The following is a 16,614-nucleotide window of genomic DNA, read 5'->3' on the forward strand; positions in this document are numbered from 1 at the left end:
TAGGGTAGACTGTTGCGCCTGTCGTTGCGAATGCGGCACGCATAATGAGAAGGAGAAGACCCGCCATGCGTTTTGTTCCACAGTTTACCGATGGCCAGGAGTTTCCCCACGCGTTGGGCAAAGTCGTCTGCGTCGGCCGCAATTATGCCGACCATGCCAAGGAATTGGATAACCCGGTTCCCAGTGAACCTCTGTTATTTATGAAACCCGCCACGAGCGTGGTGGATTTGAGCAAACCCCTTAATCCGCCGTTTTCCAGGGGGGATGTGCATTATGAAGTCGAACTCGCGCTGTTAGTCGGAGAGACCCTAACCCACGCTACCCAAGATGAAGCTGAGCGTGCTATTGCAGGCATCGGTTTGGCGATGGATTTAACACTTCGTGATGTACAAACCAAGCTAAAAGAGAAAGGCCACCCCTGGGAAATTGCAAAGGCGTTTGATGGTGCTTGCCCGCTATCATCATTTTTGCCGCTAACCCGTATACCCAATTGGAATGCGTTAGCCTTCACCCTTGAAATTGATGGTGAAGAGCGTCAACACGGGGAGGGGGCTGATATGATCTTTGCGATACCAACGCTGGTAGCAGAGATGAGTCGCCACTTCACACTAGAACCTGGCGACGTTATTTTGACAGGTACGCCTGCGGGTGTTGGTGAATTGCCGCGTGGTGCCTCGCTGCGCTTAACGCTGACCGGCGGGTTAGACATTACCACTAGCGTTGTAGAATAGGTGATGGCGCTAAGTAGTTAAGTGTCAGTAGTTAAACGCAAGCAATTAAGCAAAAGGCCACTGACATTGTCGGTGGCCTTTTCGTTGCCGTGGTTAACGTTCGGTGCCTTAGTGCTACTCTAAGTAGGTGTAGCCCTCTAGGCCTTCGCTCAGGCTAGCGGCAAATGTTGCCTGCTCTTGGGTAGAAAAACCGCTAGTGATCAGTTGCTCGGTGAGTTTTTGCTTTAGCACTCGTGCATCAAAATTCACGTAGGCTAAAACATCGGCTACGGTATCGCCTGCCTGTAAGTTAGAAAGTACCCACTCGCCATTCTTTCCTAGTGCAGCATCGACTGAATCGGTATCGCCGAATAGGTTATGCAAGTCACCGAGAATTTCCTGATAAGCACCGACCAAAAAGAAGCCTAACCAACGTTCGTCGTCGCTTGCCCATTCAGGCAGAGGGAGCGTGCTTTCCACGCCCTGGCCATCCACGTAGCTATCGATACGGCCATCGGAGTCGCAGGTGATGTCCTGAATCACTGCGCGGCGGGTAGGGGGCTGGTCTAGGCCGCTTAGTGGCAGAACAGGAAAAATCTGCTCGATTCCCCAAACGTCTGGCACCGACTGGAAGAGTGAGAAGTTGACGAACAGCTTATCGGCCAACTTTTCAGCGAGCTCATCCATAATTTCCCGGTGGGCGCGGTTACGGGTGTCGAGCTGTCCGCGTAAGCGTGCACAGGCAGCCATATAGAGCCGCTCGCCTTCGGCGCGGGCATTGATATTACTTAATCCCAGTACGAAGCGGTCTTGCAACTCACTTACCGCTTGCAGAAGATCGTGCCAAGCTTCCACTAGAACGCGAGGCTCTTGGCTCTCGGCTAACTGCTCAAAAACTCGCCAGAGTGCTTCTACCTGGGGGTCTTCCTGGGAGGAGCGCTCTGGCGGCGAAGCATTTACGCGCTCTTCACCAATCACGTTAGTGATCAACACCGCATGGTGAGCTGTTAGGGCGCGGCCTGATTCGCTAATCAGGTGAGGCTGGGGAAGATCAGCTTCCTGACACAGCTGTGCAAAGGCACTAACTACGTTACGCGCATACTCCTGCATAGAGTAGTTGGCCGAGCAGTAGCTGCGTGAACGAGTGCCTTCATAGTCGATTCCTAAACCACCGCCAACATCGACGGTATCAATCGGCGCACCCAGGCTCATCAGGTTTTGGTAGAAACGGGCGCATTCCCGAAGGCCGCGCTGAATGTCGCGAATATTGGCAATTTGCGAGCCAAGGTGGAAGTGCACCAGCTGTAGACTTTCTAGCGCTTTTTGATCGCGCAAGGTCGCGACTACATCAAGGATTTGGCTGGCTGTCAGACCAAACTTTGATTTCTCGCCACCCGTGTTTTGCCATTTACCCTTACCCACTGAAGCTAGCCGTGCCCGCAAGCCAATGCGCGGTGTGACATCCAGCTCACGAGCCTCTTCTAAAATAAGCTCCAGCTCTGAAAGCTTCTCTACCACCAGGTAAACGCGGTGCCCTAGCTTTTCACCCAGCAGCGCTAGGCGCACGTATTCACGGTCTTTATACCCATTACAGACGATGAGCGAGGAGCCGCCATCAGACAGCGCCAATACTGCCAATAGTTCTGGCTTACTACCGGCTTCCAATCCTACACGGCCATTGCCACGTTCGGAGGTAGCGAGTATTTCTTCCACCACGCGGCGCTGCTGATTGACCTTAATTGGATAAACCGCCGTATAGCCGCCCTGGTAGTCGATATCCTGCATCGCGATATCAAATGCACCGCACAGTTGCTCTACTCGGTCGTGCAGAATATCGCTAAATCTGACTAACACTGGCAACCGCAGCCCTGCAGCTTGCAGCTGGCGCACAAGCCCACTAAGCGGTAGGGCTGGCCCTTCAGCGTCACTGCCTAGCGGACGAACCAACGCGTGTCCGTGGTCATCCACGTCAAAGTAGCCGCTACCCCATTGGTCGATATTCCATGTGCGTCGGGCGCGCAAGGCCGGGGTGCTGGTGGTCACCGATTCAATCATCAAGGAACCTCTGGGAGCGGAAGTGCGCCAAATGCGATGCGCGCTTTTAAAATGGTCCGGAAACGCTCAGGGTCATGAGGCGTTAGGTCATGGGCAGGTGGATCAACATAAACGACCAGCAGGCGCGATAGCCAATACCGCAGCGCGGTCATGCGCAGCATGATCGGCCATAGCGCACGTTCATCTGCTGTGAGAGGGCGACGCGCCTGGTAAGCGCTAAGAATGGCCTCATAACGATCAGCGTTTAAGGTGCCATCCTCATTAGTTGCCCAATCGTTAATGACAATAGCCAGATCAAACAGCAAATCACCTGTGCAACCATTGTAAAAATCGATAATGCCGCCTAGCTGGTCGCCTTCAAACAGCGTGTTATCACGGAACAAATCGCCGTGAAGCGCTCCTTGAGGTAGCTCGCCGTGCTGGCTAAACGCACTTTCGAAGTCATCAACCTCATCTTTCATCAGCGTCTGATCATCAGGGCTAATATACGTTAGCACCTTGTGATGCACTGCTCGCAGCCAGTGAAGATCGCGCGGATTGGGTCGATGGCCAGGAAAACGTTGGGAGACAACATGCAAGTGCCCCAGCGTATTGCCCAGCGCTTGGCATTGGGCAAGGTTAGGCGCACTAGGGTGCTTGCCAGGCAAGCGCGGAAATAGCAGCGCAGGTTTGCCCGCCAGACTGTGTAGCGCGATACCTTCACGGTCATGAATGGTACCGGGCACCGGTAAACGGTGTTCGTCCAAATAATCCAACAAATCGACGAAAAACGGCAACTCCTCATGCTCGCCCTGCTCAAACAGGGTTAGCACCAGCTCACGACGATCGGTGGTTACAAAAAACGTTGAGTTTTCTGTACCGCCAGCTACGCCTTGTAGCGAAACGAAGCTGCCTACATCAAATTTTTCTAAAAACGCGGCGACCTGAACGTCGCTCAGCGGAGTAAATACAGCCATGAGAATCTCGCCCAGGTTGCTAAGCCCTTTATTGTAGCGGCTTGCAGGGTCAGTTGGCAGCGTTGTGTGAGGTTGAAATGCGTTATTCGTAGCGGTTGTTTCTGCAGCCAGTGACGTGAACGCGTATCATAGCCAATAGACTTTCTTACTGTGTTGCTAACAATGGAATTGGTTATGGCCCGTGCCCCTATCGTGCTTGTCGATGGCTCCTCGTACCTATATCGCGCCTTTCACGCGCTACCACCGTTAACGACCTCTAGCGGCCAGCCCACAGGAGCTGTGAAAGGCGTCTTGAATATGCTCAAGCGTCTGATCAAAGATTATCCCGAAAGCCCAATGGCTGTGGTGTTTGATGCGCCAGGAAAAACCTTTCGCGATGAGATGTATAGCGACTATAAAGCCCACCGGCCGCCCATGCCGGACGATTTGCGCAGCCAAATTAAACCGCTACATGCCTGTGTAAAAGCACTAGGCTTACCGCTTCTGTGTATTGAAGGGGTGGAAGCCGATGATGTGATTGGCACGCTGGCTCACCATGCCACCCAGGCTGGCCGTGATGCGGTGATCTCGACCGGCGATAAAGATATGGCGCAGTTAGTAAACGCCCATATTACGTTGGTTAATACCATGAAAGAGGAAACGCTCGACGAAGCGGGTGTTAAAGAAAAATTTGGTCTCCCTCCAGCGCTGATTATTGATTTCTTGGCCCTGATGGGTGACAAGGTTGATAACATTCCCGGCGTGCCGGGGGTGGGCGAAAAGACTGCCATTGGTCTATTACAAGGCATGGAAGGTGGTTTAGAGACAATTTATGGTGATCTGGAACGCGTCAAAACGCTTAGTTTCCGTGGCGCGAAAACGTTACCGAAGAAGCTTGAAGAGCACCGTGAGCAGGCCTTTCTCTCTTATCAGCTAGCAACCATTAAGACCGACTGTGACCTGCCCGTGGGGCTGGATGACTTGGATATTGCGCATCCAGACCGCGAAGCGCTGGTGGAACTCTATAAAGAGATGGAGTTTAAGCAGTGGTTGGCTGAGCTGCTGGCAGGCAACGACGAGGGTGTTGATGACGTTAAGGGTGGCGAGCCCGCGCCTAATAATGCCGATATTGATACGGCCGATAATACCGCGACCGCTAGCCAGCGCGATGACCATATCATTGTAGAGCAAGCTGAGTTTGAGGTGTGGTTAGCGCGTCTGAAGAAAGCCGAGCGTTTTTGCTTCGATTTAGAAACCACTAGCTTGAATTATATGGACGCCGATATTGTAGGCGTTGGTTTGGCACTTGAAGCCGGTGAAGCCGCCTATATCCCCCTGGCCCACGACTACCTGGATGCGCCCGCGCAGCTTGATCGCCAACAGGTACTACAGGCGTTGAAGCCGCTACTGGAAGATCCTAAAAAAACCAAGATCGGCCAGAACCTTAAGTACGATATTTCCGTGCTAGCAAACTATGATATTGGTGTGGTGGGCCCGCTGGCCGACACCATGCTCGCTTCTTACGTACTGAACTCCACCGCCACTCGCCACGACATGGATTCGCTGGCGCTGAAGTATCTGGGCGAAAAAACCATCTCCTTCGAAGAGATCGCAGGAAAAGGGGCGAAGCAGCTCACGTTTAACCAGATTGCCTTAGAGCAAGCGGTTCCTTATGCCTGTGAAGATGTGGATATCACGTTGCGGCTGCAAGACATACTGCGTCCCCAGGTTGAAAGGGAAGGGCGTTTAGCAGAGGTGCTGGATCACCTTGAATTACCACTGATTAACGTGCTGTCGCGGATTGAGCGCAATGGCGTGGCGTTGGATGCCGAGCGCCTCCACGAACAGAGCCAGCAACTAGAGCGACGTATTCGCGAGCTTGAGAGTGAAGCGTTTGAGCTAGCAGGTCGTGAGTTTAACCTTGGTTCACCCAAGCAGTTGGGGCAGATTCTGTTCGAAGAGCAGAAGATTCCGGTGATCAAGAAAACCCCCAAAGGCGCGCCCTCAACCGCCGAAGCAGTGCTAGAAGAGCTGGCGCTAGATTATCCGTTGCCCAAGGTGATTATGCAGCACCGTGGGTTGGCAAAGCTGAAATCTACCTATACCGATAAGCTACCGCGCCTGCTCAATAAAACGACGGGGCGGGTGCATACCAGCTATCACCAAGCGGTAACAGCGACAGGGCGTCTCTCGTCATCTGACCCTAACTTGCAAAACATACCGATTCGTACAGAAGAGGGGCGCAAAATCCGCCAAGCGTTTGTGGCGCGTCCAGGCTATCGCATTGTGGCGGCCGACTACTCGCAAATTGAGCTGCGCATTATGGCGCACCTGTCTGAAGATAAAGGCTTGTTAAGTGCTTTTGCAGAAGGGCGAGATATCCACACCGCAACTGCCGCTGAAGTGTTCGGTACCGCGCTTGAAAAGGTTTCTGCCGATCAGCGGCGCAGCGCCAAAGCCATCAACTTTGGCCTGATTTACGGCATGAGTGCCTGGGGCTTGTCACGCCAGCTGCATATTGACCGCAACCAGGCGCAAACTTATATCGACCGCTATTTTGACCGTTATCCTGGCGTTGCTCGCTATATGGATCGTATTCGCACCCAGGCCGCGGAAGATGGCTTTGTAGAAACCGTGCTAGGGCGGCGTTTGTACCTACCCGAGATCCACTCGCAAAACCGCAACCGCCGTCAGGGCGCTGAGCGCACTGCGATTAATGCGCCCATGCAGGGCACGGCAGCAGACATTATTAAGCAGGCGATGATTGATGTTGATGCTTGGCTTGCTGAAGGCGATTTCGATGCACTCATGGTCATGCAGGTACACGATGAGCTAGTGTTTGAAGTGGCCGACGCGCAAGTTGAGGCGTTTATCGAGCAGGTCCAAACACGAATGCAAGCCGCCGCGACCCTAAACGTGCCACTGATTGTTGAAGCGGAAAGCGGTGCTAACTGGGATGAAGCCCACTAGTATTAAGCCCGCTAGGCTAAGTAAGGCTTAAACGTTACGGGCTCGTAATCGATAATCTAACACAAAACACCTGCAGCTAAGCTGCAGGTGTTTTTTAGTACAGGCTTGTGGCCCAAAGGGCCACAGCGCTTAACGCCAGCTTACGCGATCAAAAATACGGATCGCTTCTGGGTTGTTCTCGCCCAAGATGCTGATGTTGATATCGTCTTTGGTGAAATCACCCCAAGATTCGAGCACCGGATTTTTCTTGATGCCTTCAACAACAGGGAACTCGTAGTTGCGATCAGCCAGTACTTCCTGAGCTTCGTCAGAGGCTAAGAACTCCAGGAAGCGAATGCCGTTTTCTGGGTTCTGTGCGTTAGCCACCAAGCCTGCACCGCCAACGTTAACGTGGGTGCCACGATCATCCTGATTGGGGAAAATCATCCCTACTTTGCGTGCCGCTTCGCGGTCAGCGTCGTCATCAGAATGTAGCAGACGAACGTAGTAGTAGTGGTTCGCAACTGCCAAGTCACACTCGCCGCTTGCAACGCCAAGAATCTGGTCGGTATCACCGCCTTCTGGATCGCGTGCCATGTTGCTCACAACGCCTTCAGCCCACTCTTGCGCGCCTTCTTCGCCGTGATGCTCAATCATTGAGGCGAGCAGCGACTGGTTGTAAATGTTGTTGGAAGAACGGATACATACTTGGCCTTCAAACTGCGGGTCGGCCAGATCTTCGTAAGTAGCAATTTGGCTAGGGTCAAAGTTCTCGCGGTTGTAGAAAATAACCCGTGCACGCTGGCTAAAGCCAAACCACAAACCTTCAGGGTGACGCATTGATTCTGGCAGGCGCTCGTTAAGCACGTCCGAGTCTACGCTTTGAAAAAGGCCATCCTGCTCGGCGCGCCATAGGCGACCCGCGTCAACGGTGAGCATTACGTCAGCAGGACTCGCAATGCCTTCACGCTGCATGCGCTCCATCAACTGGTCGGAATCGCCCTCTAGTACGTTAACCTCGATCCCGGTCTCTTCTGTGAACGCTTTGTAGAGAATCTCGTCAGAATCGTAATGGCGAGCGGAGTAAATGTTGACTTCGTTGGCGAGCGCGCTACCTGCAAAAGCAGAACCTGCCATGATGGCAGCTACGGTAGCCGTGAGACGTGCTTTTTTCATAACAAACACCCTGAATGTTTATGATAATAAGTTGCATTAGCGACATCGCGTATTGAAACGCTTCTCTCGGTTGGCGTCAAGTTAAATGCTAATGAAACGCATCCTCTATTTAGTAAGAAGCGTGCATCTCTGCTCAATAGAAAATAGAATGCAAATAACTTTCAACCGTGTTCGCAGCGGCATGCGTTTATCATGTCGCGGGTGGACGAGACAATGGTGAAATAATGACGGCAACTGTGTCACTTTTCGATGTGTCGGCTCCTGCATCAGCATTGTCGCTTCGTGGTGTTCAGCACACGTTTGCGGCGAATAAAGTGGTAAAAGGCATTGATCTTGATATCGCTCCAGGCGAAGTAGTGTGCTTGCTTGGCCCTTCTGGCTGTGGCAAAACCACACTGCTTAGGATTGCTGCGGGGTTAGAGGTTGTGCAGGAAGGATCGGTGAGTCTTGATGGTCTTTCTATTGCGGCACCGGGTAAGCGTCATGTTCCGCCGGAAAAGCGTAATGTAGGCCTTGCCTTCCAAGACTCTGCCCTATTTCCACACCTTAGCGTGCTCGAAAACGTTACCTTCGGTCTGAAAAGTTTGCCTTCAAGTCAGCGCCAGGAGCGTGCACTTGAGCTGCTAGCTCAACTAGGCATGGCCGACTATGCAGAAAGTTATCCGCATATGTTGTCAGGTGGGCAGCAGCAGCGTGTGGCACTGGCGCGTGCCCTAGCTCCTACACCTAAATTGATGTTGCTGGATGAGCCATTTTCTAGCCTGGATGCGCGGCTACGGGATCGTATCCGAGACGATACGCTGCACGTGTTGAAAAAGCTCGGCTCAGCAACTCTGCTAGTGACTCATGACCCTGAAGAAGCCATGTTTATGGCAGATCGCATTGCACTGATGCGGGATGGTAAAATCGTCCAGACAGGGACCCCACGCGAGCTTTATTGCGCGCCTGTAGACCCCTTTGTCGTCACGTTTTTTGGCGAAGTGAATGAATTAAGCGGTGTCGTTAAGGGGGGCTTTGTGGCTACGCCCGTCGGTCCGGTGGATGCCAGCTGGCTGCCAGAAGGTAGCCATGCTCAGGTGATGATTCGTCCCGAAGCATTACGTATTAGAGAGCGTGATGTGCCTGCGGAACCGCATAATCATAGCCACGTGGTTATGGCTAAGCTGCTGGGGCGCTCAAGCCTCATTCACTTATGTGCCCATGGTAACGACGGACAAGAAGCCCACCTTCACGCCCGTGTGCCTGGGGTATTCTTACCCCAGGAGGGGCAGCCGATTGATATCGACTTAGACCACTCCCAGGTGTTTATCTTTCCGGCTTAATCTATCGTTTTTGGCGGCTGGCGGTTTCAACGGCTAGCCGCTTTCATTACTCGGCCTGGCTACCAGGACGTGCCCGGCGCATTGCCAAGCTGAGTAAAATCACTGGTAAAATGCCAACCACCACTATCGTCAGCGAAGCAGTGGATGCCTCTGCTAGGCGTTCATCTGAGGCTAAGCTGTGGGCACGCACTGCTAAGGTGTCAAAGTTGAAAGGCCGCAAGATGATCGTGGCGGGTAACTCTTTCATCACATCGACAAATACCAAAATCCCGGCTGCTAGCAGACTGCTCCGCATCAGCGGCGTATGAATCCGGCGTAGCGTGCCGCCAGCGGTTTGGCCTAATGTGCGAGAGGCAGCGTCCATGCTAGGCGTTACCTTGCCAAGGCTCGCTTCTACCGCATTAAACGAGACAGCTAAAAAGCGCACCACATAGGCGTAAATCAAAATAAACGCTGAGCCGCTAAATACCAGACCAATGATTTTTCCATAGTGTTCGTGTAGCCACATGTTCAGCGAGTTATCTAGCCAGGCAAATGGAATCAGGATGCCAACAGCTACCACCGAACCGGGAATGGCATAACCCATCGCGGCGATACGCGTGAAAAATCGTGCGCTTGGTGAATTGTTGAGCCTTACCCCATAGCTCAATAACACGGCTAACCCTACTGCGATTAATGCGGCAATGGTCGCAAGGCTAAGGCTATTCACGGCAAAGCCAATAAACCGCGTGCCGAACAGGCTATCGCCTGTTTTAATCGCCATATTGAGCAAAATGCCGCTGGGTAGTAAAAAGCCAATAACAATGGGCAGCAAACACGCAAGAGTAGCCCCTAGTGCATGCCATCCATGCAGACGATATTCTGGTAGCTGCTGATACCGGTTGGTGGTATGGAAGTAGCGCCGCTTACCCCGCGAATAGCGCTCTAAAAGAACCAGCACTATGACAAAGGTTAGCAAGCAGGCCGCTAGCTGAGCGGCGGCCACAGGCTCACCTAAGCCAAACCACGTGCGATAGATGCCGGTGGTGAAGGTATCTACGCCAAAAAACTGCACTGCCCCAAATTCATTAAGCGTTTCCATTAGAACCAGTGAAACACCTCCCACTAACGCTGGCCGGGCAAGAGGCAGCGCTACGCTAGCAAATAAGCGCCAAGGGCCACGCCCTAATGTGCGACCTACATCTAACACGCAGACCGATTGCTCAAGAAAAGAAGCCCTAGCTAACAGGTACACATATGGGTAAAGCACAAATGTAATCAGGGTTGCTGCACCGCCCAATGAGCGCACATTAGGGAAATAGTAGTCGCCCACTTGCCAGCCAAGCCACTCGCGTAGCGCGCTTTGTAACGGCCCCGCTACCTGGAAAAAATCTGTATAAGCGTAGGCAATGACATACGTCGGTACCGCTAGTGGCAACAACAGTGCCCATTCAAATAGACGCTTGCCTGGAAAACGGCACATAACGACCAGCCACGCGGTACCAGCCCCCAAAATTAGAGTGCCAATGCCAACCCATAGCACCAGCCAAAACGTATTAGAGAGATAGCGTGGCAATACAGTGCTTGCTAGGTGCTGCCAAACGCCTTCTGTCGGCACAAAAATATGGCTAAGAACCACAATAATGGGCAGTGCGACAACGAGGGCGATCAAAAATAGGGCGATTGACCAAGGGTTAAGCGACAGCGAAAAGCGTGAGGCAAAACCTGAAAACAGGGCCGATGGTGAGCGGCGAGCTGGCGTAGACACGTCGTTGTCTCCTTGGATGAGGGGCAGCTTGGCTCGTCAATGCGAAGAAATAGCAGCTGCAAATAGTATCACTTGCGTTAGGCGGCTGCAGCCAACATTACTGCTAACAAAAAAATCCCCCCGCTAGGCGGGGGGATGTTGGGCGTTTAGCGCTAATAGCGTGTGGTTACGAATAACCCACTAACATGCTTGGTAGTCCCGTAATCAAGCTAGGGAAAAGCGCCATCAGTATGCAAGCGAAGAGAATTATGATTACAAAGGGTACGACTGCTTTGTAGAGATCAACAATTTCTACTCCTGGTGGTGCTACACCCTTTAAATAGAACAGTGCATAGCCAAAGGGTGGCGTTAGGAAGGAGGTTTGCAGCACTACCGCTACCATGACGACGAACCACAGCACATCCACATCCATTTGTGCAATGATGGGCAGCATAATGGGGAAGCTTAGCAGCACGATGCCGGTCCAATCGAGGAACATACCGAGGATAAATACCAGGAACAGCATCAACAGTAGGGCACCAACAGTTCCGCCTGGAACGGCTAGTACAAAGTCACTAATCACCGTCATGCCGCCGCCAATCGAGAACACCCCGGTAAACGCTGTGGCCCCGACGAGCACTAGCATTACCATGGTTGTCGTTTTACCAGCTTCGATCAGTGTGTTGTAACAGGTAGACACCTTGCGATCGCCGAAGATTAAAAACAGCAGGAAGGCGATAAACACACCAATAGCAGATGCTTCAGTGGCCGTTGCTACACCGGTAAACAGAGCCCCCAGTACGCCGAGAATTAACGACATGGGTGGAACAACGTACTTACCCAGCATGATCAGCAGCTGTTTTGTGCTGACTTCTGCCCGTTCTGCCGCAGGCACTTTAGGGCCATAGCTGGGTTTTAGCCAGCAAATCACCAGCACGTATAGTGCATACATCACTCCCAGCATCAGGCCGGGAATCAACGCACCAGCAAAGAGTGCACCCACGGAGACAGGCGAATAGCTCGCCATCAAAATCAGCATAATGCTGGGGGGAATCAAAATGCCCAAGCAGCCGCTGGCCATGATAACGCCTGCGCTTAACTCTTTGTTATAGCCATATTTCAGCATTGGCACCAGGGCAATCATGCCCATAACGGCAATCGACGCGCCAACAATACCGGTGGTAGCTGCAAGTAATACAGATACAACGACCACGGTAAGGGCTAGTCCACCGCGAAGGTTCGCTAGCAGTAGCCGCATCGCATCAAACATTTTTTCGGTGACGCCCGAATCATTAAGAAAGCGCGCCATCAAAATAAACAGCGGGATAGCCACTAATACATAGTTGTCCATAGCGTTGCCATAGACGTTGTTAATGATGATCCCCAGGGTGTTGATGCCAGGCCCTAAATATGCGCCGATGACTGCCATGCCACCCAGTACAAAAGCAAGCGGATGACCCATAAACAAGCCAACTAAAAGCCCACCAAACATCACCAGCGTCAGTAGTTCTGCACTCATGCGGATTTCTCCTCACGCAGTTGCATAATGGCGCGCAGAACGATAGCAACCGCCTGCAACAAAATAAGCACAGCAGCGACCACGATAACGCCTTTCACTGGGTACACCGGGATTGAGACCATACCGTAGGTCGTTTCGCCACGGCTAAACGAACGCTCAAAAAACCGCCAGCCATAGGTCAGCAGCAGCCAGATGAACGGCACAAAGAAGATTAAATAGCCGAGCAGGTCTAGTACGGCCTGCTTTTTGCGTGATAGCAGACGCTTAATAACGTCGACTTCCACGTGGGCATGGTGACGTAACCCATAAGCGGCCATTAGCATAAAGTGCGCGCCAAACAGCATTTTGGTGACATCAAACGCCCAGTCGCTAGGGCGGCCAAAGAAGAAGCGCGACACGATGTCGTAAAGCACTATCAGAGTAATGATGGCAATTAACGGTGCGATGATGCGGCCCAGCAGCTCGTTAATTGCATCGATCGCCTTGGCAATCGCATTCATGGAAGGTCTCCGCAGCTAAGCACCAACCGCCCCAGCCTTGCTGGGGCAGTACTTGAACGCCTTATAGGCAGGCTTCGATCTCTTCCAGTGAAGGCAGGTTATCCATGGTGCGGCTCATGTTGAATGGCGCGGTAACATCCCGCCATGCTGCGTAGTCTTCTAGGTAGCTAATCATGGAGTGGTAAACTTTTGCATGATCTGGGTGCTCACAAGCACCGCGAACGATCACTTCATTGGTAATTTCTTGAATGCGCGCCAGATCTTCTTCAGAGAACTGGTTAATGGTGACGCCCGCATCAATAAACTTCCGCGTAGCCTCAGTAGACTCACGCTCTGACCAGGAAAGTGACCATGCCATGGTGGCTTCAGCGGCAGTTCTTAGCTTCGCTTGGGTCTCTTCAGACAGGGCGTCCCAGGAATCTTTGTTGATCATAACGCCGAAAACGCTCGCCGACTGGTGCCAACCAGGTGTCGCCCAGTAGTCGGCAACTTCGGCAAAGCCTGCGTTAAAGTCAACGCCTGGAGTAGAGAACTCACCGGCGTCGATCACGCCGCGTTCAATCGCTTGGTACACTTCGCCACCGGCTAGCGTAACCTGCGAGCCACCTAGCTCTTCGAGAACTCGGCCCTGGTCACGTCCAGATAGGCGCAAGCGCTTACCCTCAAGGTCTGCGATACTTTCGATTGGCGTACGGCCCATGAAGCCAGATTCATTGTTGGTAATGCCGTAAGGCAAATACACCATATTGTATTGACCGTAGATCTCTTGGTAGAGCTCAAAACCGCCCCACTGCTGAATCCAGTTCAAGTAATCAACGCCATTAAATAAGCTAGTAGTGGTGGCAAGTGGAGAAAATGCCGGGTTCAAACCTGCCCAGTAGCCCGGCCAATCACCAGCAGCTTGAATAGCACCGGTTTCGGTAGCATCGAAGACTTCAGTGCCGGGCATTAGCGTGCCCCCAGCGCGGAAATTAATCTGTACCTCGTCGCCTGCCAGCTGGTTTACAAGCTCTGCCCAGTGCTGATCAATCTTAATCAGGTCGAGGTTTTCTGGCCAGGTAGTGGTCATTGTCCACTGTTCTTGCGCTTGAGCAGTAGAGGTGAGTGCGGCGAATGCGACACCAGCGGCGAGGCTAGTTAAGGCAAATTTAGTCATCTTTTTCATTGCGAGTTTCCTGGTACTTTGGCGGTTGGCGTTATTAGTGTTCATTACCTGAAAGCAGGAAAGTGCAGCGGGTATGGCTTACGTTTACGTAAAGTAAATACCGCTAGACTGCATCGCTAAGCTAGCACACTCCACCTACTGCAGCGCAATATCAGTAATCCAAAGAGTTTAACGTCCTACACGAAGCTTCTTTGAAAAATTAAAATCATTAAAAACAGTTATTTGTATACTTTTTGATGCCTTTTTTGACCATATGGTTAGTTCTAAAAGCGTTGAAAATCACGCCAATCTACAACCAAAGTTGTAAGCAAAAGACATTCTAAGGAGATGCTATGCGCGTGGGCTGCCGCGTTGAAAAACCAATGACGGTCATGAAGCAAGTATCGGCCTTGGATCATCATGCCGTCCGTCTGCAGCGCCGGCGCTGGCGGACACTGGTATGGCTCTACGGGCCACCTGAAAAGGCCCGCCACCAGGCGCAACGGCTATGGGACGTGCGAATGTGGCAGGCGCCATTATGGGTGGGGGCTGAGCAAGAGACGACGTTGTCGCCCTGTTTACCAGCCAGTAAAGCGCGTACACGGCTCGGTGCGGAACATCAGCTAGTTGTCCTAGATGCTAGTGGTAGCCAGGGATTAGATCCAGATGCGCTTGGAGCCTTGGCAGGCACCGTGAGTGCTGGTGGGTTATTGGTGATCATTACGCCAAGCCGCTGGGGTGAACAGCCTGATCCTGACTATGCCCGCTTTGCCGATTACCCGTGGCGCTGGGCTTCATTGAGCGCTCATTACCTTAAGCGGTTAGCGCTTCAACTGACGGGTGAGAGCACTATTGTTCGCTGGGAAGTTGACGGTCACCTCACGCTGCCCAAACTAGCTATTCGTGAATCGCGTGCGGCTCCGTTTGATGACACAGACTGTTTAACTGCCGACCAGGCTCATGCGGTAAATGCACTAGTAAAACTAAAGCGTCGCCGACCATTGGTTATTACTGCCGATCGAGGGCGGGGTAAAAGCGCTGCACTGGGGATTGCTTGTGCTCGCTTATTGAAGAAAAGCATTACGCAACTGGTAGTGACGGCACCTCGTCTTAGTTCAGTGGAAAGCCTATTTGCGCGAGTGGTAGCGTTATGCCCGGAAGGCCAGCGTCTCAGCCACGCGCGGTTTGAACTGCCGAATGGTAGCTCGCTGTGTTTTCTTCCTCCTGATGCGCTAAACGAACAAGTTCACCAAGCAGCGCTCGGCGGCAGTGGCAGCTATTTACTTGTCGATGAAGCGGCAGCTATTCCTGCGGCCTTGCTAGCCCAGTGGTTGGTTGCATTCCCCCGTATCGCGTTTGCCACCACCGTGCATGGTTATGAAGGTTCTGGGCGAGGCTTTGCACTACGTTTTCGCGAGGTGCTAAATAGCAAAGCACCCCAGTGGCGTGAGCTAGCTCTTGAAGCTCCTATTCGCTGGTCAGCGGGCGACCCTTTAGAAGCGACTATTCAAACGTTGTTGCTGCTCAATGCTCCGCTACCTGAGGCTCAGTTACCTGAGTCACACGCTGGTACGGAGTGTCAGACCGTCTCTATTGCACTTGCTCAGGCTCAGTTAGCCAAGCAGCCTGAGTGCTTAGCAAAACTGTTTGGCTTGCTAGTGCAGTCCCACTATCGCACCACGCCCAGTGACTTACGCCAACTGTTGGATGGCCCTGGCACCGCTATTCGCACAATCATCGCATCAAAAGAGCCTCAGGCCGTTTTGGTGACTCGGGAAGAAGGTGACTTTAATGCTGCACTTGCTGAGCAGGTGGCTCGTGGTGAGCGGCGTCCTCAAGGTCATCTACTGGCCCAGTCGTTAGCGGCTCACAGTGGCAGTCGTGAGGCGTTAACCTCTCGCTGGCGGCGGGTAGCGCGCATTGCTACTCATCCAGAGCGGCGCCGTGAAGGATTAGGGCGTTGGTTGTTAGAAGACGATATAGCCGATGCTAGCCAGCAAGGGGTCGCGCTTTACGGGGCTACCTTTGGTGCCGAAGCCTCGTTGCTTCGCTTTTGGTTGGCGCTCGGTTTCGTACCTGTTCGCTTAGGTATCACCCGAGAAGCGGCGACCGGCGAGTACGCCATTATGGTGGCGCGAGCGCTGACAAGCGAAGGGCAAGCAGTGCTGACGTCTCTGCATGACTCTTTTGCGGCCTCGTTGATAACGCTATTAGCCTTTGAGTTAGCGACACTGCCCGCACCGATCGTCGCGTTACTGTTGCCGTCCTTGCCTCGTTTACCGCTTAGCAGCACTGATACTCAGGCAGTAGAAGATGTGGCGTATGGGCACCGTGACCCTGCATTGGCAAGAACGTCGCTTCAGGCGCTGGCCAGAGAGGCTAGCCATTGGTTATTAGGACAAGAGGTGCAAATAGCCCACCAACAGCTGATTGCCTGGGCCTTTCAAAACCAGCCGTTAGCGAAAGCACACGGCGAGTCAGTGCGGCTAATTCGTCGTGCGACTCAACAAATTATTGAACAGCGCACGCTTTTCCCCAGTAGCTCAGGCGGGTAAAGTAAACTGGTTATCGATAATGA

The 16,614-nt window shown here is 52.7% G+C and carries 11 protein-coding genes; 4 read left to right on the forward strand and 7 right to left on the reverse strand.

Features of this window, described 5'->3' with window-relative positions; translation table 11 throughout:
• Positions 1–65: 65 nt before the first annotated feature.
• On the forward strand, positions 66–731 hold the full coding sequence (locus K1Y77_RS02555) for a fumarylacetoacetate hydrolase family protein (RefSeq protein ID WP_030074704.1): 666 nt from the start codon (positions 66–68) through the stop codon (positions 729–731).
• Between the two features lie 114 nt (positions 732–845).
• Here the strand turns inward: K1Y77_RS02555 and speA are convergent, their stop codons facing one another.
• Positions 846–2,765 carry a biosynthetic arginine decarboxylase gene (speA, locus tag K1Y77_RS02560; RefSeq protein WP_264430181.1) on the reverse strand — a complete coding sequence of 640 codons (1,920 nt, stop codon included), beginning with the start codon at positions 2,763–2,765 and terminating at the stop codon, positions 846–848.
• Positions 2,765–3,721: a homoserine kinase gene (locus K1Y77_RS02565; protein ID WP_030074708.1), complete on the reverse strand. Its 957-nt coding sequence runs from the start codon at positions 3,719–3,721 to the stop codon at positions 2,765–2,767. Before K1Y77_RS02565 ends, speA begins: the two co-directional genes overlap by 1 nt.
• Before the next feature lie 174 nt (positions 3,722–3,895).
• On the opposite strand from K1Y77_RS02565, the gene polA reads away from it, so the two are divergent.
• Positions 3,896–6,670: a DNA polymerase I gene (polA, locus tag K1Y77_RS02570; RefSeq protein ID WP_264430182.1), complete on the forward strand. Its 2,775-nt coding sequence runs from the start codon at positions 3,896–3,898 to the stop codon at positions 6,668–6,670.
• A gap of 129 nt (positions 6,671–6,799) precedes the next feature.
• Here the strand turns inward: polA and K1Y77_RS02575 are convergent, their stop codons facing one another.
• Positions 6,800–7,825 (reverse strand): Fe(3+) ABC transporter substrate-binding protein, encoded by a 1,026-nt coding sequence (locus K1Y77_RS02575; RefSeq protein ID WP_030074712.1) that lies wholly within the window; start codon positions 7,823–7,825, stop codon positions 6,800–6,802.
• 224 nt (positions 7,826–8,049) lie between these two features.
• On the opposite strand from K1Y77_RS02575, the gene K1Y77_RS02580 reads away from it, so the two are divergent.
• A complete protein-coding gene (locus tag K1Y77_RS02580; RefSeq protein WP_264430183.1) occupies positions 8,050–9,147 on the forward strand; it encodes an ABC transporter ATP-binding protein in 1,098 nt (365 codons plus the stop codon).
• Positions 9,148–9,193: 46 nt separating this feature from the next.
• Here K1Y77_RS02580 and K1Y77_RS02585 read toward each other — a convergent pair whose 3' ends face one another.
• The 4 genes from K1Y77_RS02585 to dctP form a co-directional block, all read right to left on the reverse strand.
• On the reverse strand, positions 9,194–10,894 hold the full coding sequence (locus K1Y77_RS02585) for an ABC transporter permease (RefSeq protein WP_030074716.1): 1,701 nt from the start codon (positions 10,892–10,894) through the stop codon (positions 9,194–9,196).
• Positions 10,895–11,060: 166 nt separating this feature from the next.
• On the reverse strand, positions 11,061–12,392 hold the full coding sequence (locus tag K1Y77_RS02590) for a TRAP transporter large permease (RefSeq protein ID WP_198023743.1): 1,332 nt from the start codon (positions 12,390–12,392) through the stop codon (positions 11,061–11,063).
• Positions 12,389–12,892: a TRAP transporter small permease subunit gene (locus K1Y77_RS02595; protein WP_009724886.1), complete on the reverse strand. Its 504-nt coding sequence runs from the start codon at positions 12,890–12,892 to the stop codon at positions 12,389–12,391. The genes K1Y77_RS02590 and K1Y77_RS02595 overlap by 4 nt, the downstream gene beginning before the upstream one ends.
• Positions 12,893–12,953: 61 nt before the next feature.
• Positions 12,954–14,057 (reverse strand): TRAP transporter substrate-binding protein DctP, encoded by a 1,104-nt coding sequence (gene dctP, locus K1Y77_RS02600; RefSeq protein ID WP_030074720.1) that lies wholly within the window; start codon positions 14,055–14,057, stop codon positions 12,954–12,956.
• Between the two features lie 332 nt (positions 14,058–14,389).
• Here dctP and K1Y77_RS02605 point away from each other — a divergent pair, with 332 nt between their 5' ends.
• The gene (locus K1Y77_RS02605; RefSeq protein ID WP_264430187.1) at positions 14,390–16,591 is read left to right on the forward strand and encodes a tRNA(Met) cytidine acetyltransferase TmcA; all 2,202 of its coding nucleotides are present in this window, start codon (positions 14,390–14,392) and stop codon (positions 16,589–16,591) included.
• The last annotated feature ends 23 nt before the right edge of the window (positions 16,592–16,614 follow it).

It is taken from the genome of Halomonas qaidamensis (assembly GCF_025917315.1).
Lineage (GTDB): Bacteria > Pseudomonadota > Gammaproteobacteria > Pseudomonadales > Halomonadaceae > Vreelandella > Vreelandella qaidamensis.